This window comes from Micromonospora sp. NPDC007220, from assembly GCF_040634035.1.
GTDB lineage: Bacteria > Actinomycetota > Actinomycetes > Mycobacteriales > Micromonosporaceae > Micromonospora > Micromonospora reichwaldensis.
Genome location: NZ_JBEYEU010000003.1, coordinates 181,424 through 203,375 on the forward strand (window position 1 = coordinate 181,424; position 21,952 = coordinate 203,375).

A 21,952-nucleotide genomic window follows, 5' to 3' on the forward strand; every position below is an offset into this window, starting at 1 on the left:
GCGCCGTGCCGCTCGACTGCGGGCTCTGAGCGTCCGTTGCCGTCTCCGGCAGGGCCCAGCGCCCCGGTAGCGGTCGCCCCGGCAGGCCCAGTCTCACTAGCCGTCGCTCCGGCAGGCCCAGCCTCAGTAGCGGTCGCCCCGGTAGCCCCGGCCACCACCTGGCACGTGACCGTAACCGCGACCGTCGTCGGGGCCGTCGTCGCGCCGGCGGACCGGCCGCTGGCCACGGGGGTCCGATTCGTCGCCCCGACGCGGCGGCTCCGCCCGGCCACCGCCGTAGACGCCACCGCCCGGCTGCCCGCCGCCCCCGTAGACACCGCCACCGGGACGACCGTCGCCCTGGCGACCACCGCCACCCTGGCGTCCGCCACCACCCTGACGCCCGCCACCGCCCTGACGGCCACCGCCGCCACCCTGACGGCCACCACCCTGACGGCCACCGCCACCACCCTGGCGACCACCGCCGCCTGGCGGCGGACCGCCCAGGCTGGGCGGCCCGTCCACAGGCGGGCGACCGCCGCCGTAGACCCCGCCGCCGGCAGCCGGACGGGCGCCACCGTAGACGCCCCCACCGGCCGGGCGGGCGCCACCGGGTCCCCCGCCGGCCGGCGCGGGACCGCCGCGCCCACCGGCCGGGCCGCCGTAGACCCCGGCCGCCGGCGCACCGCCGTAGACGCCGCCCCGGCCCCGGTCGCCCGGCGGAAGGAAGCCGTCGTCCGCCGGCCCACGCCGGTCGTCGGCGGGGACGTCGTCGCGGTCGGCACCGTCGTCGTCGCGGGGAGGCGCCGGCTTGCGCCGGGACCGGAGGATGCCGAAGACACCCGCCGCCACCATCAGCGCACCGATCACCCCCACGGCCGCGATCAGGTACGTGATGTCGCTCAGGCTCAGGCCGTCGACCCAGGACTGGCCGGCCTTCTTCGGCGCGCCGCCACCGCCGGCCACCGGCTTCGCGCCCTCCGCGGAGGGTGTGTAGCCGAGGATGTCGATCGGCGCGTCCTCGTCGAGCTGGCCGCCGTCGGAGACGGTCAGGAAGGTCTTGCCGTCGGGGCTGTAGGTGATCGCCTCACCGAACGGGTCGGCGAGCGCCGTCACCCGGGGCTTGCCGCTGGTCAGGGCCGCCACGACGTTGCCGTCGGTCACGTCGTACTCGAAGGCGTCGGCGTAGGTGCGTACCACCACCCGGGAGCCGTCGGGGGACCGGGCCGCGCCGGTGATCGCGACGCGGCCGGGGGCGCCGAGCCGGTTGTCCGTGTCCGTCTCCGGCAGGCTGATCTCGCCGACCTGTTTCATCGGCACGGCCGGGGTGTCCCCGCTCTTCATCTTCTCGGCGGGGGTGAAGATCTGGGCCTTGCCGGACATCACCTTGGTGATGATCAACGGGTTGCCGTCGTCGCCGATCAGCAGCGCCTCGGCGTCGTGCGGCTTGCCCTCCGGGTAGGAGAGCCGGTGCAGCACCGGCCGCTTCGACCCATTGACCGGCATGCTCCACAGCGCCACCCGCGGGCGACGCTCCCGGCTGGTGACGTTGTCACCGGTGTCGGCGATCCAGATCGTCGTGCCGTCCGGGGAGAGCGCCAGGTCCTCGGTGTCGAACGGCCCCTGACCCGAGTAGCGGACCGGCTCCTTCGCGATCCCGCACTTGGTGTCGAGGAAGAAGATCCGCTTGCGGCTCTCCACGTCGGTGCCGTCGTTGATCACGATGTAGCCGCTCTTGGTGGCCACCAGGCCCGACAGCTCCCGCAGCCGCTCGTCGGTGACCGTGCACCGCTTCTTGCCGGGAGCTGCCGCGAGTGGGGACGCGGCCGAGGCGGGCGCCGCCGCCAGGGCGACTCCGGTACACGCCACGGTCGCCCCCAGCAAGCCGAGGGCGACCGTGACCGAAGAAACAGCGCGGCGCATTGAATCAGTGTCGCATGCCGGGCGTTTCCGACGCGTGACGCCGGGAGGGCGTCACCGGGCGCCCGCGACCGCCTGGTCCTCGTCCGCCCGGAACGGCGCCAACTCGGCGGCGAGCGCCTCACCGACCCGCACGTGCACCAGGGTGCCCTCCGGCAGGTGGGAGGTGCTCAGCACCTCGCCCTGACGGTGCACCCGGGCCACCAGGTCGCCCCGGTCGTACGGCAGCACCGCGCGGACCTCCACGGCCGGGCGGGGCAGCCGCGCCTCGACGGCCTCGCGCAGCCCGTCGATTCCGCGACCCGAGTGCGCGGAGACGAAGACCGCCTCCGGCCAGAGCCGCTTGAGCCGCAGCAGCGTCTCCTCGTCGGCCGCGTCGGTCTTGTTGACCACCAGCAGCTCGGGCAGCCGGTCGGCGCCCACCTCGGCGAGCACCTCGTGGACCGCCCGGACCTGCTCCTCCGGGTCCGGGTGGGTGCCGTCGACGACGTGCACCACCAGGTCGGCCTCGGCGACCTCCTCCAGGGTCGAGCGGAACGCCTCGACGATCTGGTGGGGCAGGTGCCGGACGAACCCGACCGTGTCGGAGAGGGTGTAGAGCCGCCCGTCGGCCGTGGTGGCCTTGCGGGTGGTCGGGTCGAGGGTGGCGAAGAGCGCGTTCTCCACCAGCACGCCCGCCCCGGTGAGTCGGTTGAGCAGGCTCGACTTGCCGGCGTTGGTGTAGCCGGCGATGGCCACGGCCGGCACGGCGTTGCGGGAACGCCTGGCGCGCTTGGTCTGGCGTACGGTCCGCATGCCCTTGATCTCCCGGCGCAGCCGGGAGATGCGGTGGCGGATCCGGCGCCGGTCGGTCTCCAGCTTCGTCTCACCGGGGCCGCGCAGACCCACGCCGCCGCCGGCGCCGCCGCCACGACCGCTACCACCGGTCTGCCGCGAGAGGGTCTCACCCCAACCGCGCAGGCGCGGCAGCAGGTATTCGAGCTGGGCCAGCTCGACCTGCGCCTTGCCCTCCTTGCTCTTGGCGTGCTGGGCGAAGATGTCGAGGATCAGCGCGGTGCGGTCGACCACCTTGACCTTGGTGCGCTGCTCCAGGTTGCGCAGCTGGGACGGCGACAGCTCACCGTCGCAGATCACCGTGTCGGCGCCGGTGGAGAGCACCACCGAGCCGAGGTCGTCGACCTTGCCCCGGCCGACGTAGGTGGCGGGGTCGGGGCGGTTGCGCCGCTGGATCAGCCCCTCGAGCACCTGCGAGCCGGCGGTCTCCGCCAGCGCGGCCAGCTCGGTGAGGGAGTTCTCGGCGTCGCTCTGCGAGCCCTCGGTCCAGACGCCGACGAGGACCACGCGCTCCAGGCGCAGCTGGCGGTATTCGACCTCGGTGATGTCCGCGAGCTCGGTGGAGAGGCCGGGGACCCGCCGCAGCGCCTGCCGCTCCGACAGCTCGAACTCACCGGTGGTGGCGTCGAGCTCGTCGTCCTCGTAGGGAAGAAGGGTCTCCTGGTTGTGCAAGCCGGTCTCCTGTCCGTTCTGTCACGTACCGAGCAATCCTGACATGTGCCAACGCGGAACGCACCCGCTATATGCCCGCTCGAACGGGCCACAAAAGTGGGGGCGGATGCCGGAGGGGCCCGCCGGGGCGAGTAGAAATGCGGGGCAGCCGTTCAGCGTCGACGGAGGGACCCCGTGGCCATCACCCGACTTCCAAGTGCCGGATTCTCGATCACGATTCGGATCGCCGTGCCGGCGGACGCGTCCTCGATCGGCCGGCTGACCACCTCCGTGGGTGAGGCCGGGGCGATCGTCACCGCGCTCGACGTGGTGGACTCCGACCCGACCCACGTGCTCGTCGACCTGACCTGCGACACCGCTGACGCCAGCCACGCCGACCAGGTGGTCGACGCGTTGACGGCGCTGGACGGCGTGGACGTGCGCAAGGTCTCCGACCGGACCTTCCTCCTGCACCTCGGCGGCAAGATCGAGGTCAGCTCGAAGGTGGCGCTGCGCAACCGCGACGAGCTGTCCCGGGCGTACACCCCGGGGGTGGCGCGGGTCTGCATGGCGATCGCGGAGAATCCGGCCGACGCCCGCCGGCTGACCATCAAGCGCAACACCGTGGCCGTGGTCAGCGACGGCTCCGCCGTGCTGGGCCTGGGCAACCTCGGGCCGGCGGCGTCGCTGCCCGTGATGGAGGGCAAGGCCGCGCTGTTCAAGCGCTTCGGCGGGGTGGACGCCTGGCCCGTGGTGCTCGACACCCAGGACACCGACGAGATCGTGCAGATCGTCAAGGCGATCGCCCCGGCGTACGGCGGGATCAACCTGGAGGACATCGCCGCGCCGCGCTGCTTCGAGATCGAGGCGCGGCTGCGCGAGGCGCTGGACATCCCGGTCTTCCACGACGACCAGCACGGCACCGCGATCTGTGTGCTGGCCGCGCTGACCAACGCGCTGCGCGTCGTGGGCAAGCAGCTCGCGGACGTCCGGGTCGTGGTCTCCGGCGCGGGCGCGGCCGGCACCGCGATCATGAAGCTGCTGCTGCGCCAGGGCGTCGGCGACATCATCGCGTACGACCGGCAGGGCGCCCTGCACCGCGGCCAGAGCGGGCTCAACCCGGCCTGGCAGTGGCTGGCCGAGAACACGAACAAGGAGAACTACTCCGGCGACCTGGCCGGGGCGGTACGCGGTGCGGACGTCTTCATCGGGGTGAGCGCGCCGAACCTGCTCACCGGCGACGACATCGCCACGATGGCCAAGGACTCGATCGTCTTCGCGCTGGCCAACCCGGACCCGGAGGTCGACCCGCGGGAGGCGCGCAAGTACGCCGCCGTGGTCGCCACCGGCCGCTCCGACCAGCCGAACCAGATCAACAACGTGCTCGCCTTCCCGGGTGTCTTCCGGGGCATGCTGGACGCGCACGCCGAGGAGTTCACCGAGGAGATGGCGATCGCGGCGGCCCGGGCCATCGCGGACGTGGTCGGCGAGGACAAGATCAACCCGACGGTGATCGTGCCCAGCGTCTTCGACTCCCGGGTCTCCCCGGCGGTCGCCGCGGCGGTCCGCGCCGCCGCCCAGAACCCGGCTCCGGCCCCGGCCGCCGACCCGGGCCCCGCCGACCTCCCCGAGATCGCCGCCGAAGCCAGCGCCACCCCCTGACCCCCCCACCCCACCCCGCCCCGCCCGCCCCGCCCGCCCCGAGCGCCCCGAGCGCCCCGAGCGTGTTGATCATGAAGTTATTGCCCCAGGAAAGCGTTCTCCCCGGCAATAACTTCATGATCAACAGGGTCAGGGGGCGGGGCGGCCCCGGGGCGAGGGCGGGGTGGGGTGGGGCGGGTCAGGCGGATGTGGTGAGGGTGGTGGGGTCCAGGGTGCCGGTGGCTACCAGGGTGGCCGGGCCGGCCAGCCAGCAGGAGTCCTCCGTCACCGTGACCGAGAGGCGTCCGCCGGGGACGTCCACCGCCAGCACACCGGTGTCCCGGCTGGCGTCGCGCAGGGCCACCGCGGCCACCGCGCAGGCGCCCGTACCGCAGGAGAGCGTTTCGGCGGAGCCGCGCTCGTACACGCGCATGAGCACGTGGCCGTCGGTGTCGTCGACGGGCTCGCCGGGGGCCGTGAACTCCACGTTCACCCCGGCGGGGAAGACCGCCGGGTCGACGTCGGGGGCCCGGGTGAGGTCGAGCGCGGTCAGGTCCAGCCCGGCCGGCAGCGCGCAGACCAGGTGCGGGTTGCCCACGTCCACGGCCGTGCCGGGCAGGGTCAGGCCGCCGAGGGTGGCGGTCGCGGTGTCGTACAGCCGGGGGCGGCGCATCTCGACGGCGATGGCGTCGGCCGTGACCAGCGCGCGCACGACGCCGGCCCGGGTGGCCACCGGCAGCGCGCCTTCCGCCGGCTCGGCCAGCCCGCCGGCGACCAGGTAGCGCACGAAGACCCGGGCGCCGTTGCCGCACATCTCCGCGAACGACCCGTCGGCGTTCCAGTAGTCCATGAACCACTCGGCCTCGCCGGCCAGTTCGGCGCCCTCCGGGTGCGCGGCTGCCCGGACCGCCCGCAGCACGCCGTCGCCGCCGAGGCCGCGCCGCCGGTCGCAGAGGGCCGCGACCAGCCCCGGGGTCAGGTCGAGCCGGTTGTCCGGATCGGGGAGGATGACGAAGTCGTTGCCGGTGCCGTGGCCCTTGGTGAACTGCACGCCCCCATCATCGCGCAGCGGCGGGCAGCAGGCGCAGTGCGGCCGGGACCAGCTCCGGCGTCGACGAGTCCAGCCAGTGGATCCGGGGGTCGCGGCGGAACCAGGACCGCTGCCGCCGGACGAAGCGCCGGGTGGCCCGGACGGTCTCGTCGTGCGCCTCGGCCTCGGTCAACTCCCCGGCGAGGAAGCGCAGCACCTGCTGGTAGCCGAGCGCGCGGCTGGCCGTACGTCCCTCGGGCAGGCCGCGCCCCACCAGGTCCCGGGTCTCGGCGACCAGCCCGTCGGCCCACATCCGGTCCACCCGCAGGGCTATCCGCTCGTCCAGCAGCGCGGTGTCCAGGTCCACGCCGAGCTGCACCGAGGGGTAGTACGGGGTCGGTTCGGGCAGCGCGGCGGTGAACGGCGCCCCGGTCAGCTCGATGACCTCCAGGGCGCGGACGATCCGCCGGCCGTTGCCGGGCAGGATCCCCGCCGCGGCGGCCGGGTCGGCCTCGCGCAGCCGGGCGTACAGGGGTGCGGGGCCGGCCTCGGTCAGCTCCCGTTCCAGCCGCTCGCGCACCGCCGGGTCGGTGCCGGGGAACTCGAAGCGCTCCAGCACCGCCCGCACGTAGAGGCCGGAGCCGCCGACCAGCAGCGGCACCCGGCCCCGGGCCAGGACGTCGTCGACGGCGGCGCGGGCCAGCCGCTGGTACTCGGCGACGCTCGCCGGCTCGGTGACGTCCCAGATGTCCAGCAGGTGGTGCGGCACCCCCTCGCGCTCGGCCGGGGTGAGCTTGGCGGTGCCCACGTCCATGCCCCGGTAGAGCTGCATCGAGTCGGCGTTGACCACCTCGCCGTCGAGGGCGTGCGCGAGGGCGATGCTCAGCGCCGACTTGCCGGCCGCCGTCGGCCCGACCACGGCCACGACCGTCCCGGCCGGTGGGCGGGTGGTCACGCCGGCGTCCAGGACGACACGAGGTAGGCGACGCCGTACGGCGCCGAGTGGTGGCGCAGCTCGCCGCGCCAGTCGCCGCCCGTCGCCCGGACCGCGCCGGCCAGCACCTGCCAGGGCGCCCGCCCGGCGGCCTTCAGCTCCGCCGACAGGACCGGGTCCAGGGCGAGCAGGGCCTCGGCGTCCGCGTCGGCCAGGGCGCGGGCGACCCCGTCGTCGTACGCCTCGGCGCGCGGGTCGTCGTAGCCGGGCGACTTCGGGCCGCGGCAGGCCGACCCGTCCCCCGTCACCAGCAGGGCGGTACGCGGCTCCGTCGCCGCGCCGAGCGCCGCCCCCAGCTCGGCGCACTCCGCCGGGGAGGCGTCGGACGCGATGGAGCGGGCCAGCCGGGGCAGCTCGGTGCGGGAGCGGCCGACCAGCCACGCGCCGACGGTCAGGCTCAGCGGCAGCCGCTCGCCGCCGGCGCAGTTCACCTTCCACAGCCGCACGGCCCGGTCGAGGCCGTACCGGCGCAGCGACCCGTGGTCGGCCGCGTTGAAGCGGGTGGTCTCCGGCCCGCCGCCGACCAGGACGATCACCTCGGGGCCGGCGGCGAGCAGCCCGGCGACGGCGGCGTCGCAGGCGGCGCGGAGCTCGTCCAGCTCGGGCGCGGCGGCGCCGGCCAACTCGGGGACGATCAGCGGCGGGTGGGGGCAGACGGCAGCGGCGACCAGGGGCACCCGGCAACGGTATCGGCACGACGGAGCCGGGCGCCCCGCACCCGGGCTCTTCGAGCCGCCGCTGCCGGCCGGTCCCCGCCGGCGGGCCGCCTGCGGGTTCGGGGCGCCACGCCGCCGACGACGCCCGCCCGTCCGGACGCGTCGTACGCCGGATTCCGACACTCCTCCCAGGGAGCCTGTCCGCGGGCGCTAGGACACCGTATGGTCACGGTCGGCGATAGGCGCTCGACGGGAACGGGGTCGTACCTGTGACAATGCCGGGGGAAACTTTGCTGCGCCGTGGCGGCGATCGCGGGACTGCTCCCCGACGCCGGGAGAACGAGGATGGGCACATGAGCGACTGGACTGCCTTCGGACGGGTGGACGCGGACGGCACCGTGTACGTCAAGACCGCCGACGGCGAGCGGGTGGTCGGATCCTGGCAGGCGGGAGCGCCCGAGGAGGGGCTGGCCCACTTCGCCCGCCGCTTCGACGACCTGGTGACCGAGGTCAACCTGACGGAGGCCCGGCTCAACTCGGGCGCGGCCGACGCCGGTCATTCACTGACCACGATCCGGCGGATCCGCGCGTCGCTGGCCGAGGCGCACGTCGTCGGCGACATCGACGCGCTGGCCGCCCGGCTGGACCGGCTCGCCACGGTCGCCGAGGAGAAGGCCGGCGAGGCCAAGGCGGCCCGCGACGCCGCCCGGGGCGAGGCACTTGCCCGCAAGCAGGCCCTCGTGGAGGAGGCGGAGAAGCTCGCCGCCGAGTCGACGGGCTGGAAGACCGCCGGGGACCGGCTCAAGGAGATCCTCGACGAGTGGAAGACCATTCGCGGGGTCGACAAGAAGGCCGACGGTGAGCTGTGGAAGCGGTTCGCCGCCGCGCGGGACGGCTTCACCCGCCGCCGGGGCGCCCACTTCGCCTCCCTCGACTCTCAGCGCAAGCAGGCGCAGACGGTCAAGGAGGAGCTGGTCGCCGAGGCCGAGAAGCTCAAGGACTCCACCGACTGGGCGGCCACCGCCAACCAGCTCAAGGACCTGATGAACCAGTGGAAGGCCGCTCCCCGGGCCTCCAAGGAGGCCGAGCAGAAGCTCTGGGAACGGTTCCGGGGCGCGCAGGACGAGTTCTTCACCCGGCGCAGCGAGGTCTTCTCCGCCCGGGACAACGAGCAGCGGGGCAACCTGGAGCGCAAGCAGGCGCTGCTCGCCGAGGCCGAGGCGCTGGACGTCGACGGCGACCCGAAGGGCGCGCAGGCCAAGCTGCGGGACATCCAGGCCCAGTGGCACGAGGCCGGCCGGGTGCCCCGCGAGGCGGCGGCCGGGCTGGAGCGCCGGCTGCGCGCGATCGACGAGAAGGTCCGCGAGGTGATGGACTCCGCGTGGCGGCGCACCACCAAGGAGGACAACCCTCTGCTCGCCCAGATGCGCGCGCAGGTCGCCGAGGCCGAGGAGCGGCTGGCCCGGGCCCAGGCGGCCGGGGACGCCCGGCGGGTCAAGGAGGCCGAGCAGGCGCTGGCCTCCAAGCGGCAGTTCCTCCAGCTCGCCGAGCAGGCCGGCTGAGCCGGACCGACCCACTGCGACGGGCCCCGAGCCACCTCGGACCGAGCCACCACGGAAGCCCCCGATCCGCCACGGACCGGGGGCTTCCGCCTGTCCGCCCGCAGCCACCCGGGCCGGGCACGCGACGGTTGACGCATCGAGGCGGGCTGATCAGAATGAGCGGCGGAGCCAGGTCCGGCACCGGCGCGAGGGCACCGGCGGCGCACACCGCGTCGTCGGGGGACGCCGGTGGTACCGCGAGCGGCCGCATCCCACGTGGCACGTCCCGTCGCGCCCTGTCCGCGTACTCCCTGAGGGAGCGTGACGGCCGTCGCCCGGTTCCCGCCCGCGCCGCCGGTGGCGGCGGCGGGCAGTTCGAAGTGGAGCTCGCATGCACCGACGCAGCGCCCTCGGCGGCGCGATCACCGCGCTCGCCACCGCCGCGGCCGGCGTCCTCGTCGCCGCCGCCGTCAGCACCGCCCCGGCCGTCGCCGCCCCCGCCGGCACCGGGACCGGCTACCTGCACACCAACGGCAACAAGATCGTCGACAGCACCGGCGCGACGGTACGCATCACCGGCATCAACTGGTTCGGCATGGAGACCGACAACAAGACCTTCCACGGGCTGTGGTCCACGAACCCGTGGCGGGGACAGATCGACAAGATGGCCAGCCTCGGCTACAACACGCTGCGCGTGCCGTACTCGAACGACGCGCTGAAGCCGGGCGCGACGGCGAGCGGCATCAACGACTTCGTCAACCCGGACCTGGTCGGGCTCTCCCCGTTGCAGATCCTCGACAAGGTCATCAACTACGCCGGCGGCAAGGGGATGCGGGTCATCCTCGACCGGCACCGGCCGACCTCCGCCGGCCAGTCCGCGCTCTGGTACACCCCGACGGTCTCCGAGGCGACCTGGATCAACGACTGGAAGATGCTCGCCCAGCGGTACGCCGGCAACACCACGGTGATCGGGGCGGACCTGCACAACGAGCCGCACGCCGAAGGAACCAACCCGGCGGCCACCGGCGCGTGCTGGGGCTGCGGCGACCCGGCGCGGGACTGGCGGCTGGCCGCCGAGCGGGCCGGCAACGCGGTCCTGTCGGTGCAGCCGAACTGGCTGATCTTCGTGGAGGGCGTGAGCTGCCCCAGCGGCGGCCTCTCGAACGTCTGGGACAACGATCCGAGCAACGACGAGGACTGCGGCTGGTGGGGCGGCAACCTGACGAAGGCCAAGGACTTCCCGGTCCGGCTCGACGTGCCGAACCGGCTGGTCTACTCGCCGCACGAGTACGCCACCTCGGTCTTCGAGCAGAACTGGTTCAAGTCCCCCGACTTCCCGACGAACCTGCCGGGCATCTGGGACAAGTACTGGGGTTACCTCTACAAGCAGAACATCGCGCCGATCATGATGGGCGAGTTCGGCAGCACCCTGGCCGACCCCCGGGACAAGGTGTGGCTGGAGAAGCTGATGGCCTACACCGGCACCGGGGTCGACGGGATGTCCTTCACCTACTGGTCGTGGAACCCGAACTCCGGTGACACCGGGGGCATCGCGCTCGACGACTGGACGAACATCAACACCACCAAGCAGGCCATCCTCCAGCCGTACCTGATCGCGCCGGTGGGCGGTGGGGGCGGCCCCACCGGCACGCCGACGGCGACGCCGACCTCGTCGCCGCCTCCGCCGACCGGGGGCTGCACGGGCGCGTACCGGCAGGTCAACGCGTGGCAGGGCGGCTTCCAGGGGGAGCTGACGGTGACGAACACCGGCACCGCGACGGTCAACCCGTGGCAGGTCACCTGGGCCTGGCCGGCCGGGGTGAGCCTGGCCAGCGGCTGGAACGCCACGGTGACCCAGTCCGGCACCACGGTGACGGCGGCGGCCCCGACCTGGGCGGGGGCGCTGGCGCCGGGGGCCTCGGTGACGGTCGGCTTCACCGCCAACGGCCCGTCCGCCGAGCCGGGCGCGGTGAAGCTCAACGGCGTCGCCTGCTGATCCGCCCCTGACGATCGGCGGTCATCCCTCGGGGTGGCCGCCGATCTTCGTGCAGGTAGGGGCGGTCTTTACATCGACGAACATCTGTGTTTACATCGGGAAAGCGCTTACCTGACTGCTCGTGAGCGCCAGCACGGGAGCCGCAACTTCGCGTAGCCAGTCCGCATCCGCGGGGCCGCAGACCGCCGTCCCCACCGACCAGACGCCACCGGGCACGGCGTCGCCGGGTCGGCCCACGGTCCGCGAGCCCGCGACCACCGAAGGGAAGCACCATGCGTACGTCCCGACGTCGCACCACCCTGCTCACCGCCGCCGCCAGCGCCGCCCTGCTCGCCGCGGGGGCGCTGACCACGGGCACCGCACCCGCCTCGGCCGCCCCCACCGGGCTGGTCGGCTGGGCCACCCAGAACGGCGGCACCACCGGCGGCAGTGGCAACCCCGTCACCGTCACCAGCGCCTCCGCCCTGACCAGCGCGGTCGGCTCCAGCAGCGCGGCGGTGATCCGCGTCTCCGGCACCATCTCCTGCTCCGGCATGCTGCGGGTGCGGTCCAACAAGACCATCCTCGGCAACCCCGGCGCGACCATCTCCGGCTGCGGCTTCAACATCAACGGCGACCGCAACGTCATCATCCGGAACCTGACCTTCCGGAACTGGAACGACGACGCGATCAACGTGCAGGAGTCGGCCACCAACATCTGGATCGACCACAACAGCTTCACCAACGGCAACGACGGCGCGGTCGACATCAAGCGGGGCTCGGACTTCATCACCGTGTCGTGGAACCGGGTCTACGACCACGACAAGTCGATGCTGCTCGGGCACAGCGACAGCAACGGCAGCCAGGACACCGGCCACCTGCGGGTGACCTACCACCACAACTGGTTCGACGAGAGCACCCAGCGCCACCCCCGGGTCCGCTTCGGCAACCCGGTCCACGTGTTCAACAACTACTACGACAGCAACGGCGGCTACGGCGTGGCCTCCACGGAGAACGCCGGGGTGCTCGTCGAGGGCAACTACTTCGAGAACGTCGACGACCCGTACCACCTCGGTGAGGGCGACTCCGGGCCGGGCACGCTGGTCGCCCGGAACAACCACTTCGTCAACTCCGGCAGCGGCCAGGCCGGCGGCAGCGTCCGGGCCATCCCGTACTCCTACACCCTGGACGCCGCGAGCAGCGTGAAGTCCATCGTCACGGGCGGCGCGGGCGCGGGTCGGATCCAGGTGTGACCGGCTGAGCACCGGCCGGGGCCTGCGCGCGCAGGCCCCGGCCGGTCGCGGGTCAGTGCGCGGCGCAGCCGGTCGTCGGCGCGGGCGCCGCGGCCGGCGCGCCGATCGTGGGCAGCCCGAGCAGCACCCCCGGCGTACGCGGGGCGCGCCCCGCCTCGGCCGCGTCACCGGCCCGGGTGCGCCGGTGCGCCAGCGGCTCGCCGTCGGCGTTCAGGTGGTGCGGTGCGGCGTAGGTGATGGTGGTGTGCACGACGTCGCCGGGCCGGATCCGCCCGGCGAGGGAACCGGCGTCGCCCTGCTGGCCGTTCCCGCCGGTGGCGAAGTGGACCAGGCGGCCGTCGCGGGCGCGGCCGGACATCCGACCCGTGCGCTCGTCCTTGCGCCCCTCGCCGACGGCGACCAGCACCTCCACGGTCTCCCCCACCAGCTTCTTGTTCTCCGCCCAGGTGATCTCCTCCACGCAGGCGATCAGCCGCTCGTAGCGCTCCTGCACGACCTGCTTGGGCAGCTGACCGTCCATGGTGGCGGCCGGCGTCCCGGGACGCTTGGAGTACTGGAAGGTGAACGCGGAGGAGAACCGGGCCTCGCGGACCACGTCGAGGGTGCGCTCGAAGTCGGCGTCGGTCTCGCCGGGGAACCCGACGATGATGTCGGTGGTGATCGCCGCGTCCGGCATCGCCGCCCGGACCTTCTCGATGATGCCCAGGTAGCGGTCGGACCGGTACGAGCGGCGCATCGCGCGCAGCACGTCGTCGGAGCCGGACTGGAGCGGCATGTGCAGCGAGTGGCAGACGTTGGGCGTCTCGGCCATCGCGGCGATCACGTCGTCGGTGAAGTCCTTCGGGTGCGGGCTGGTGAACCGCACCCGCTCCAGCCCCTCGATGTCGCCGCAGGCGCGCAGCAGCTTGCCGAAGGCCAGCCGGTCGCCGAACTCCACGCCGTAGGAGTTGACGTTCTGCCCGAGCAGGGTCACCTCCAGCACGCCCTCGTCGACCAGGGCGCGGACCTCGGAGAGGATGTCGCCGGGGCGGCGGTCCTTCTCCTTGCCCCGCAGAGAGGGCACGATGCAGAACGTGCAGGTGTTGTTGCAGCCGACGGAGATCGACACCCAGCCCGCGTACGTGGACTCGCGCCGGGTGGGCAGCGTCGAGGGGAAGACGTCGAGGGACTCGAGGATCTCCACCTCGGCAGCCGTGTTGTGCCGGGCCCGCTCCAGCAGCACCGGCAGCGACCCGATGTTGTGCGTGCCGAACACCACGTCGACCCAGGGCGCCTTGCGGACGATCTCGCCCCGGTCCTTCTGGGCCAGGCAGCCGCCCACGGCGATCTGCATCCCCGGGTGCCTGGCCTTGACGGGGCGCAGGTGACCCAGGTTGCCGTAGAGCCGGTTGTCGGCGTTCTCCCGGACGGCGCAGGTGTTGAACACCACCACGTCCGGGTCGTCGTCGGCTTCGGCAGCGCGCACGTAGCCCGCCTGCTCCAGCAGGCCGGAGATGCGCTCGGAGTCGTGCACGTTCATCTGGCAGCCGTAGGTGCGCACCTGATAGGTGCGCGGGCTGCTCGCCGCTGCGGTAGTCATGACCCGGACAGCGTATCCGGGCCCACCGACCGGACTTAACGAGGAGGAGCCGTGTGCCGGAGCATCAAGACCCTACGTGAGCCGTACGTCGCCGAGGTGACCCCGGGCGACGTCGACGCGGCGGCGTTGCAGTACGTCCGCAAGATCTCGGGCTTCCGCAAGCCCGCCGCCCACAACGCCGCGGCCTTCGACGCGGCGGTCGCCGCCGTCGCCGCGGCCACCGCGACCCTGCTCGCCGAGCTGGAGGTACGCGGCGGCCGCTCCACCAGCCCGGCGAGCTGATCCCGCCGCCGGGCCGGGACGGGGGTCTCGCCCCCGCCGGCCCGGCTCCCGGGCTGCTTCCACCGGCCGGCTCCCGGGCTGCCTCCGCCGTGCCGGCACGGGGGCCGGCAGCGGGTGCGCGGGTCAGGCGGCGGCGAGCGCCGGGAGCACCGAGTCCGGCGCCCAGCGCGAGCGGTGGCACTGCGACCAGCCGCGACAGCGGGGATCGGCGTCGGTGCACAGCCGCTGGTCGGCGAGCTCCTCGCCGTCGTCGGTCTCCCGGACGTCGAAGTGCACCGGCCGGATCGTGCCGTCGGGCGCGACGAGCAGGTGCCGCCCGGCGTCCAGCGTGTCGTCGCGCAGCAGGCAGTTGCGGTCCAGCAGCCGCGCCAGCGTGGCGATGCTGCCGTGTTCGGAGAGCCCTTCGGGCACCCCGTAGCAGTCCACGATCGTGGCGAACTCCCCCGGCGCCTGCCAGACGTCGCAGATCACCGCGTACGTCGGCAGGCGGGCGGGGTCCGCCGCCGCCAGGGGCATCACCACCCGGCCGAGCGCCTCGGCCAGTGCCGGGTAGACCTCCACCGGCCGCACCTGCTCGATTCTCCAGTTCCACAGCTCGGTCATGCCGCCTCCTCGCTGTGCTCGTCCCACCGGCCTCCGGATCGGGCCTTACTGACGATGGTGGGGTGCATATGACCTCAGCCGGGGGCAAGTTACCGGTCTGTGACCATTCCGGGCAAAATTTCCCCGAGCGCCATTGCTCCGAGTAGCGGAAAGATGACAGTTTATCGGGTACGGTGGCCCGATCCGGACGCCACACGCCGGGCGGCCCGCCCTCAGCGCACGACGACGCGGTGCTCCCCGGGCGGCAGCAGCTCGCCGATCACGGTGGCGCCCGGCAGTTCGCCGGCGACCAACAGGCCGCCCGAGGTCTGCGCGTCGGCCAGCAGCAGCCGCTCCTCCTCGCTGACGCCGCCGAAGTCGGTCCACCCGGTGACCCACTCCAGGTTGCGCCGGCTGCCGCCGCTGACGTGCCCGTCGCGTACCGCCTCCCGGGCGCCGGCCAGGTAGGGCACCCGGGCCGCGTCGATCGCCACCGTCAGGCGGCTCGCCCGGGCCAGCTTGGACGCGTGCCCGAGCAGACCGAAGCCGGTCACGTCGGTGCCGCAGCGGACGCCGGCCGCCACCGCGGCCCGCGCCGCGTCGCGGTTGAGGGTGGTCATCGCGGCGACCGCCTCGGGGAAGCTCTCGCCGGTGGCCTTGTGCCGGGTGTTGAGCACCCCGACGCCGAGCGGCTTGGTCAGCGACAGCGGCAGCCCCGCCCGGCCGGCGTCCAGGGTGATCAGCTCCTCGGGCCGGACCACGCCGGTGACGGCCAGCCCGTACTTGGGGCCCTCGTCGTCGACGCTGTGCCCGCCGGCGAGGTGGCAGCCGGCGTCGCGGGCCACGTCCTGCCCGCCGCGCAGCACCTCCCGGGCCAGCTCCAGCGGCAGCACGTCGCGCGGCCAGCAGAGCAGGTTGAGCGCGACGAGGGGGGTGCCGCCCATGGCGTACACGTCGGAGAGGGCGTTCGTCGCGGCGATGCGCCCCCAGTCGTACGCGTCGTCGACCACCGGGGTGAAGAAGTCGGCCGTGGTCACCAGGCCGGTGCGCTCGTCGAGCCGGACCACCGCGGCGTCGTCGCCGTGATCGAGCCCGACGAGCAGCTCGGCTGTGCCGGTGGCCGGGCCGAGCCCGGCGACCATGGTCTCCAGCTCCCCCGGGGGGATCTTGCACGCGCAGCCGCCGCCCCGGGCGTACCGGGTGAGCCGTACCGGTTCGGTCATCCCCACATGATCGCCGAACAGCTCCATCCGATGGCAACCGGCGGGCCCCGATCGCGGTCAAAATCGGACTCATGACCCCGTTCTGAACTGGTGTTATCGCTCCGTGACCAACTGAGTTGCGTCCCGCCACATCCCCCCGCCTACAGTTGCCCAACCGGGGGTCAGCCGACCCCGCGCGACGACAGGGACGGTGAACGACGTGACGACGGGCGAACCGCTCATCGTGCTGGACTCGGTCAACAAGTGGTTCGGGCCGCTGCACGTGCTGGACGACGTCTCGCTGTCGGTCGGGCGCGGCGAGGTGGTCGTGGTGATCGGCCCGTCGGGCTCCGGCAAGTCGACGCTGTGCCGCACCATCAACCGCCTCGAACCGATCAGCTCCGGCACGATCACCTTCGACGGGCAGCCGCTGCCGGCCGAGGGCAAGGCGCTGGCGAAGCTGCGCAGCGAGGTCGGCATGGTGTTCCAGTCGTTCAACCTCTTCGCGCACAAGACGATCCTCGAGAACGTCACCCTCGGGCCGGTCAAGGTCCGCAAGGAGAAGCCGGCGGTGGCGCGCGAGCGCGGCCTGGCCCTGCTGGACCGGGTCGGCATCGCGAATCAGGCCGACAAGTTCCCGGCCCAGCTCTCCGGCGGCCAGCAGCAGCGGGTGGCGATCGCCCGGGCGCTGGCCATGCAGCCCAAGGCGATGCTCTTCGACGAGCCGACCAGCGCGCTGGACCCGGAGATGGTCGGCGAGGTGCTGGACGTGATGACGTCGCTGGCCAGCGAGGGCATGACCATGGTCGTGGTGACCCACGAGATGGGCTTCGCCCGGCACGCGGCGAACCGCGTCATCTTCATGGCCGACGGCCAGCTGGTCGAGGACGCGCCGCCGGCCGAGTTCTTCGCCAACCCGCGCAGCGAGCGCGCCAAGGACTTCCTGTCCAAGATCCTCACGCACTAGGCGTCCGTACCTGGAGCGCGCCGTCCCCCGGCGGGTTCCGTCGAAGAAGGAGAAGTGTATGCGTATCACGCGCGTAGCGGCGCTCGCGGCGGCCGCCACCCTGGCGCTCGGCATGACCGCCTGCGGCGGCGACGACGCCGACGAGGGCACCGGCGCCGGCAGCAAGTCCTTCGCCGCCGGCAGCACGATGGAGCGCCTCAACAAGGCCCAGGCCATCAAGATCGGCACGAAGTTCGACCAGCCCGGCTTCGGCCTGAAGGGCCTGTCCGGCAAGCCGGAGGGCTTCGACGTCGAGGTCGCGAAGATCATCGTCAAGGAGCTGGGCATCCCCGAGGACAAGATCGAGTGGGTCGAGGCCCCCTCGAAGGTCCGCGAGGACGTGATCGTGAACGGCACGGTCGACCTGGTCGCCGCCACCTACACGATCAACGACAAGCGCAAGGAGCGCATCGCGTTCGCCGGGCCGTACTACGAGGCCGGCCAGAACATCATGGTGAAGAAGGACGACACCACCATCACCGGCCCGGACTCGTTCAAGGACGGCACCAAGAAGGTCTGCTCGGTCACCGGCTCCACGCCGTTCGAGGAGATCAAGAAGTACGTCAAGGACGTCGCCACCCAGCTGGTGCCCTTCGACACCTACGACAAGTGCCGCGACGCCCTGAAGAACGGCCAGGTCGACGCCGTCACCACGGACAACGTGATCCTGCTCGGCTACATCGCCAAGGACGAGGCGTCGTTCAAGCTGGCCGGCGAGAACTTCACCAAGGAGCCGTACGGCCTCGGGGTGAAGAAGGAGGACACCGACTTCCGCAACTTCGTCAACGACACGCTGGAGAAGGCGTTCGCCGACGGCAGCTGGAAGAAGGCCTGGGACGACACCGCCGGCAAGTTCGGTGCCGAACTGGGCACCGCGCCGACCGTCAACCGCTACTGAGCTGATTCCTGATCTGGAGGGTGGGAGGAAGACCGTCCCGTGAGTGTGCTCATCGAGAGGTTCGACGTCTTCGCGGGTGGTTTCTGGCTCACCCTCCAGATCTGCGTACTCGCCGCGATCGGCGCCCTGATCCTGGGTGCCATCGTGGCGGTGCTGCGGATCTCCCCGGTGCCGCCGCTGCGGGCGCTCGGCACCGGCTACGTGAACATCTTTCGCAACATGCCGCTGACCGTGGTGATGTTCTTCGCCGCGTTCGGCCTGCCGGCGCTCGGCTCCAACGCGGACTTCCTGCGCGTCCCGGTGCTCGACTCGTTGTTCAGCCGGCTCGGCACGGACCTGCCGTACTTCCGGTTCGCGCTGATCGCGCTGGTGCTCTACACCGCGGCGTTCGTCTGCGAGGCGCTGCGCTCCGGGGTGAACGCCGTGCCCGCCGGCCAGGCGGAGGCCGCCCGGTCGCTGGGCCTCACGTTCGGCCAGAACCTGCGTCACGTGGTGCTGCCGCAGTCCTGGAAGGCCTCGGTGGTGCCGCTCGGGTCGGTGATCATCGCGATGATCAAGAACTCTGCCCTGATCGGCTTCTTCGGCGTGATCGGCGACCTCTCGCAGACCGCCGACCAGCTCACCTCGGCCGAGGGCTACGCCTTCGTCCCCGTCGCCATCGGCATCTCGATCGGATACCTGATCATGACCGTCCCCCTCGGCGCGCTCCTCGACCGCATCGAGAAGCGGCAGGCGGTGGCCCGATGAGCCAGCAGAGCGTCCTCTACGACGTCCCCGGCCCCCGGCAGCGCCGGCTCACCCTGGTCGGCAGCGCGGTCGCGACGGTGCTGCTGCTCGTCGGCGCGTACTTCCTGGTCTACCGCCCGCTGAACGACAAGGGCCAGTTCTCGATGGAGCTGTGGGGGCCGCTGATCGACCCCTCCAACGAGAACTTCTCGCTGGTGTGGGAGCGGATCGGCATCGGCTTCAAGAACACGCTGACCGCCGCCGCCCTGGCGATCGTCTCGTCGCTGGTGGTCGGCACGCTGCTCGCGGTGCTGCGGATCCAGCTCAAGAGCCTGACCCGTCGGCGCTTCACGGGTCTCGCCACGCCGCTGGCGTACCTGCTGCGCGGGCTGAGCCTGTTCCTGTCGGCGCTCACCCGGGTCTGCGTCGAGGTGTTCCGGGGCCTGCCCGTGGTCATCACGATCTTCTTCGTGGCCCGCGGCTTTCCCGAGTTCGGCGTCTCGTTCGACACGCTGTGGTACCTGGTCATCGGCCTGACCATCTACAACTCCGTGGTGATCGCCGAGATCCTCCGCTCCGGCATGGAGGGCCTGCCCGGCGGGCAGGCCGAGGCGGCCTCCGCAATCGGGCTCTCCCCGTTGCAGACCACCCGGATGATCCTGCTGCCGCAGGCGTTCCGGATCATGCTGCCGGCGCTGATCAGCCAGCTCGTCGTGGTGCTCAAGGACACCTCGCTCGGCTTCATCATCAGCTACGAGGAGACCCTGAACATCGGCAAGCAGATCATCGGCGCGCTGGACAACCCGATCCAGGTCTACGTCGTGATCGCGGTGATGTTCATCCTGGTGAACTACTCGCTGTCGAAGCTGGCCCAGTACGTCCAGCGCCGGCTCTCCCGGGGCCGCAAGACCGCCGGCACCCCGGCCCAGAACCCGCCCCCGGCCGCGCTCGCCGCGCAGTCGGAAAGCAACGGCCAGGGCATCTGACCCTGAGGTACGACGAAGGGCCGGCCCGATGATCGGGCCGGCCCTTCGTGTTGACGCCGTCAGCGGGCGATCTCGGTGACCCGGGACTCGCGGACCACGGTCACCCGGATCTGCCCCGGATAGGTCAGCTCCTCCTCGATCTGCTTGGCCACGTCCCGGGCCAGCACGGCGGCGCCGATGTCGTCGACGTCGTCCGGCTTGACCATCACCCGGACCTCCCGGCCGGCCTGCATGGCGAAGACCTTCTCCACGCCGAGCTTGCCGGCCGCGATCTCCTCGATGCGCTCCAGCCGCTTGACGTACGCCTCCAGGCTCTCCCGCCGGGCCCCCGGCCGCCCCCCGGAGCAGGCGTCGGACGCCTGGGTGAGGACGGCCTCGATGGTCTGCGGCGGCACCTCGTTGTGGTGCGCCTCGATGGCGTGCACGACGTCCTCGTTCTCGCCGTACTTGCGGGCGAGGTCGGCGCCGATGATGGCGTGGCTGCCCTCCACCTCGTGCGTGAGCGCCTTGCCGATGTCGTGCAGGAACGCCGAGCGTTTGATGATCGGCACGTCCAGCCGCAACTCGGCGGCCATGATGCCGGCGATGTGCGCGGTCTCCACCAGGTGCTTGAGCACGTTCTGCCCGTACGACGTCCGGTAGCGCAGCCGGCCGAGCAGGGTGACCAGTTCCGGGTGGATCTCGGTGATGCCGACCTCGACCAGGGCGTCCTCGGCGGCCCGCTGGCAGAGCTCCTCCACCTCGTGCCGGGCCAGGTCGTAGATCTCCTCGATGCGGTGCGGGTGGATCCGCCCGTCCAGGATCAGTTTCTCCAGGGTCAGCCGCCCGACCTCCCGGCGCACCGGGTCGAAGCAGGAGAGCAGCACCGCCTCGGGGGTGTCGTCGATGATCAGGTTCACGCCGGTGACCGACTCGAAGGCGCGGATGTTGCGGCCCTCCCGGCCGATGATCCGCCCCTTCATCTCGTCGCCGGGCAGGTGCAGGACGCTGACCACACTCTCCGCGGTCTGCTCGCTGGCGACCCGCTGGATGGCGTCGACGACGATGTGCCGGGCGCGCTGCTCGGCGGTGCCACGGGCGTCGGACTCGATGTCGCGGACCAGCAGCGCGGCCTCCCGCTTGGCCTGGACCTCGATCGCCTCGATCAGCTCCGCCCGGGCCGCGTCGGCGGTGAGGCCGGCGACCCGCTCCAGCTCGCGGCGCCGCTGCTCCTCCGCCTCGGCCAGTTCGGCCTCGCGCTGGGCGAGAGCTGCCTCGCGGGCCGACAGGGCCGCGCTGGCGGCGGTGAGCTGCCGTTCCCGCTCGGCGAGGCGCTCCACCTCCTCGGTGTGCAGCCGCTCGCGCTCGTCCATCCGGGCCGCCCGCCGGTCCACCTCGGCGGCCTGCTCCCGGGTGGTGGCGGCGAGCACCGCGACCTCCCGCTCGCCGCTGCGCCGGGCGGTGGCCCGCAACTGCTCCGCGTCGGCCTCGGCCTGCTTGTGGGCCCGCTCCAGGACGGTGTCGGCCTCCGCCCGGGCGTCGTCGAGCACCCGGCGGGCCTCCGCCCGGGCAGCCTTCGCCTCGGCCTTCGCGGCGGCCGCCTCGGTGCGGGCCCCCGCGGCGGCGGACTTCGCCACGTCGATCGTGCTGTTGGCCTCGTCGGCGGCGGTACGCAGGGCCGCGAGGGACTGCTCCTGCCGGTCCTTCTCGGCGATGAAGGCGGGGTCCTCGGGCGCCGGTGCCGCACCGAACCGGCGCAGCGCCCGTACGCCGAGCAGCACCGCCCCGAGCACGACCACGGTCAGGACCAGCACCACGGCGAGGATCAGGATGTCGAACCCGCTCATGCCGGCGCCCCGCTCCGCCCGATGGCCACAGGGCCCGGCCCGGCCGGCCCGCTCATGTCGGGACCCCGGTGGAACTGCGCCGCCTCGCCATGGCCGCCTCCCCTGAACGTCGGGACCGCAGCGACCGTGCCGATGGGCACGCACCCTGCGGCTGTGGACGCCCGACCGGAGCGACTGGCCGTGGGGTAGCTTCCGTCGGCGGTGCCCACGCGGGAGCATCGCCGACGGCCGGGTGCAGTTGTCGCGCCAGCGTCGGACCGGCCAGTCCGAAGCTGCCGCCAATGGCCGATCGGATCGGCCAAAGTGATGCTGTTCCGTTACGCGATCTATGTTGTGCGCTTAGCCTGCGCTTGGTCGGGCAATGTGAGCCTGTATGGCGAGGCTAGGTCTC

At 72.6% G+C, this 21,952-nt stretch carries 18 protein-coding genes; 9 read left to right on the forward strand and 9 right to left on the reverse strand.

The genetic code is table 11. The features are described from left to right. Positions 1-123 precede the first annotated feature (123 nt). Complete coding sequence (locus tag ABZ573_RS09205) at positions 124-1,902, reverse strand: hypothetical protein (RefSeq protein ID WP_358117017.1); 1,779 nt, start codon at positions 1,900-1,902, stop codon at positions 124-126. 51 nt (positions 1,903-1,953) lie between these two features. Next, a complete protein-coding gene (hflX, locus tag ABZ573_RS09210) occupies positions 1,954-3,405 on the reverse strand; it encodes a GTPase HflX (protein ID WP_327030861.1) in 1,452 nt (483 codons plus the stop codon). A gap of 174 nt (positions 3,406-3,579) precedes the next feature. Here hflX and ABZ573_RS09215 point away from each other — a divergent pair, with 174 nt between their 5' ends. Further along, complete coding sequence (locus tag ABZ573_RS09215) at positions 3,580-5,046, forward strand: NAD-dependent malic enzyme (protein ID WP_089001418.1); 1,467 nt, start codon at positions 3,580-3,582, stop codon at positions 5,044-5,046. Between the two features lie 178 nt (positions 5,047-5,224). Here ABZ573_RS09215 and dapF read toward each other — a convergent pair whose 3' ends face one another. Genes dapF through ABZ573_RS09230 form a run of 3 tightly spaced genes read right to left on the reverse strand, consistent with a single transcriptional unit; the run spans position 5,225 to position 7,726 of the window. Then, positions 5,225-6,076 (reverse strand): diaminopimelate epimerase, encoded by an 852-nt coding sequence (gene dapF / locus ABZ573_RS09220; RefSeq protein ID WP_358117020.1) that lies wholly within the window; start codon positions 6,074-6,076, stop codon positions 5,225-5,227. Between the two features lie 7 nt (positions 6,077-6,083). Beyond that, a complete protein-coding gene (miaA, locus tag ABZ573_RS09225) occupies positions 6,084-7,010 on the reverse strand; it encodes a tRNA (adenosine(37)-N6)-dimethylallyltransferase MiaA (protein ID WP_327030859.1) in 927 nt (308 codons plus the stop codon). Next, positions 7,007-7,726: a hypothetical protein gene (locus ABZ573_RS09230; protein ID WP_358117023.1), complete on the reverse strand. Its 720-nt coding sequence runs from the start codon at positions 7,724-7,726 to the stop codon at positions 7,007-7,009. Before ABZ573_RS09230 ends, miaA begins: the two co-directional genes overlap by 4 nt. Before the next feature lie 332 nt (positions 7,727-8,058). On the opposite strand from ABZ573_RS09230, the gene ABZ573_RS09235 reads away from it, so the two are divergent. The 3 genes from ABZ573_RS09235 (at position 8,059) to ABZ573_RS09245 (ending at position 12,474) form a co-directional block, all read left to right on the forward strand. Then, on the forward strand, positions 8,059-9,267 hold the full coding sequence (locus ABZ573_RS09235; RefSeq protein WP_151453956.1) for a DUF349 domain-containing protein: 1,209 nt from the start codon (positions 8,059-8,061) through the stop codon (positions 9,265-9,267). A gap of 370 nt (positions 9,268-9,637) precedes the next feature. After that, positions 9,638-11,242 carry a cellulase family glycosylhydrolase gene (locus ABZ573_RS09240; protein WP_358117025.1) on the forward strand — a complete coding sequence of 535 codons (1,605 nt, stop codon included), beginning with the start codon at positions 9,638-9,640 and terminating at the stop codon, positions 11,240-11,242. A 272-nt stretch (positions 11,243-11,514) separates the two neighbouring features. Then, positions 11,515-12,474 carry a right-handed parallel beta-helix repeat-containing protein gene (locus ABZ573_RS09245; protein WP_327030858.1) on the forward strand — a complete coding sequence of 320 codons (960 nt, stop codon included), beginning with the start codon at positions 11,515-11,517 and terminating at the stop codon, positions 12,472-12,474. Between the two features lie 52 nt (positions 12,475-12,526). Here ABZ573_RS09245 and miaB read toward each other — a convergent pair whose 3' ends face one another. After that, positions 12,527-14,053, reverse strand: coding sequence for a tRNA (N6-isopentenyl adenosine(37)-C2)-methylthiotransferase MiaB (miaB, locus tag ABZ573_RS09250; protein ID WP_151453953.1), 1,527 nt, complete (start codon positions 14,051-14,053; stop codon positions 12,527-12,529). A gap of 51 nt (positions 14,054-14,104) precedes the next feature. Here miaB and ABZ573_RS09255 point away from each other — a divergent pair, with 51 nt between their 5' ends. After that, a complete protein-coding gene (locus ABZ573_RS09255; RefSeq protein ID WP_151453952.1) occupies positions 14,105-14,335 on the forward strand; it encodes a DUF2277 family protein in 231 nt (76 codons plus the stop codon). Positions 14,336-14,458: 123 nt separating this feature from the next. Here the strand turns inward: ABZ573_RS09255 and ABZ573_RS09260 are convergent, their stop codons facing one another. Beyond that, positions 14,459-14,938 (reverse strand): hypothetical protein, encoded by a 480-nt coding sequence (locus tag ABZ573_RS09260; protein ID WP_151453951.1) that lies wholly within the window; start codon positions 14,936-14,938, stop codon positions 14,459-14,461. Positions 14,939-15,150: 212 nt separating this feature from the next. Continuing rightward, a complete protein-coding gene (selD, locus tag ABZ573_RS09265) occupies positions 15,151-16,140 on the reverse strand; it encodes a selenide, water dikinase SelD (protein ID WP_327030856.1) in 990 nt (329 codons plus the stop codon). 190 nt (positions 16,141-16,330) lie between these two features. Between selD and ABZ573_RS09270 the strand changes: the two genes are divergently transcribed. Genes ABZ573_RS09270 through ABZ573_RS09285 form a run of 4 tightly spaced genes read left to right on the forward strand, consistent with a single transcriptional unit; the run spans position 16,331 to position 19,735 of the window. Continuing rightward, positions 16,331-17,086 carry an amino acid ABC transporter ATP-binding protein gene (locus ABZ573_RS09270; protein ID WP_151453949.1) on the forward strand — a complete coding sequence of 252 codons (756 nt, stop codon included), beginning with the start codon at positions 16,331-16,333 and terminating at the stop codon, positions 17,084-17,086. Between the two features lie 58 nt (positions 17,087-17,144). Continuing rightward, complete coding sequence (locus tag ABZ573_RS09275) at positions 17,145-18,023, forward strand: glutamate ABC transporter substrate-binding protein (protein ID WP_151453948.1); 879 nt, start codon at positions 17,145-17,147, stop codon at positions 18,021-18,023. Between the two features lie 39 nt (positions 18,024-18,062). Continuing rightward, entirely contained in the window at positions 18,063-18,770 is a 708-nt protein-coding gene (locus ABZ573_RS09280) for an amino acid ABC transporter permease (protein WP_151453947.1), read from the forward strand. Continuing rightward, positions 18,767-19,735, forward strand: a complete 969-nt coding sequence (locus ABZ573_RS09285) for an amino acid ABC transporter permease (RefSeq protein ID WP_151453946.1) — start codon at positions 18,767-18,769, stop codon at positions 19,733-19,735. The genes ABZ573_RS09280 and ABZ573_RS09285 overlap by 4 nt, the downstream gene beginning before the upstream one ends. A gap of 59 nt (positions 19,736-19,794) precedes the next feature. On the opposite strand, the gene rny is transcribed toward ABZ573_RS09285, so the two are convergent. Then, positions 19,795-21,561 carry a ribonuclease Y gene (gene rny / locus ABZ573_RS09290; RefSeq protein WP_358117032.1) on the reverse strand — a complete coding sequence of 589 codons (1,767 nt, stop codon included), beginning with the start codon at positions 21,559-21,561 and terminating at the stop codon, positions 19,795-19,797. Between the last annotated feature and the right edge of the window lie 391 nt (positions 21,562-21,952).

Excerpts from the sequence above, each read along its gene's own strand:
- miaB (WP_151453953.1), bottom strand. The coding sequence starts at position 14,053 with ATGACTACCGCAGCGGCGAGCAGCCCGCGCACCTATCAGGTGCGCACC.
- rny (WP_358117032.1), bottom strand. The coding sequence starts at position 21,561 with ATGAGCGGGTTCGACATCCTGATCCTCGCCGTGGTGCTGGTCCTGACC.
- ABZ573_RS09240 (WP_358117025.1), top strand. The coding sequence starts at position 9,638 with ATGCACCGACGCAGCGCCCTCGGCGGCGCGATCACCGCGCTCGCCACC.
- selD (WP_327030856.1), bottom strand. The coding sequence starts at position 16,140 with ATGACCGAACCGGTACGGCTCACCCGGTACGCCCGGGGCGGCGGCTGC.
- ABZ573_RS09235 (WP_151453956.1), top strand. The coding sequence starts at position 8,059 with ATGAGCGACTGGACTGCCTTCGGACGGGTGGACGCGGACGGCACCGTG.
- ABZ573_RS09285 (WP_151453946.1), top strand. The coding sequence starts at position 18,767 with ATGAGCCAGCAGAGCGTCCTCTACGACGTCCCCGGCCCCCGGCAGCGC.
- ABZ573_RS09260 (WP_151453951.1), bottom strand. The coding sequence starts at position 14,938 with ATGACCGAGCTGTGGAACTGGAGAATCGAGCAGGTGCGGCCGGTGGAG.
- ABZ573_RS09245 (WP_327030858.1), top strand. The coding sequence starts at position 11,515 with ATGCGTACGTCCCGACGTCGCACCACCCTGCTCACCGCCGCCGCCAGC.
- ABZ573_RS09275 (WP_151453948.1), top strand. The coding sequence starts at position 17,145 with ATGCGTATCACGCGCGTAGCGGCGCTCGCGGCGGCCGCCACCCTGGCG.
- ABZ573_RS09205 (WP_358117017.1), bottom strand. The coding sequence starts at position 1,902 with ATGCGCCGCGCTGTTTCTTCGGTCACGGTCGCCCTCGGCTTGCTGGGG.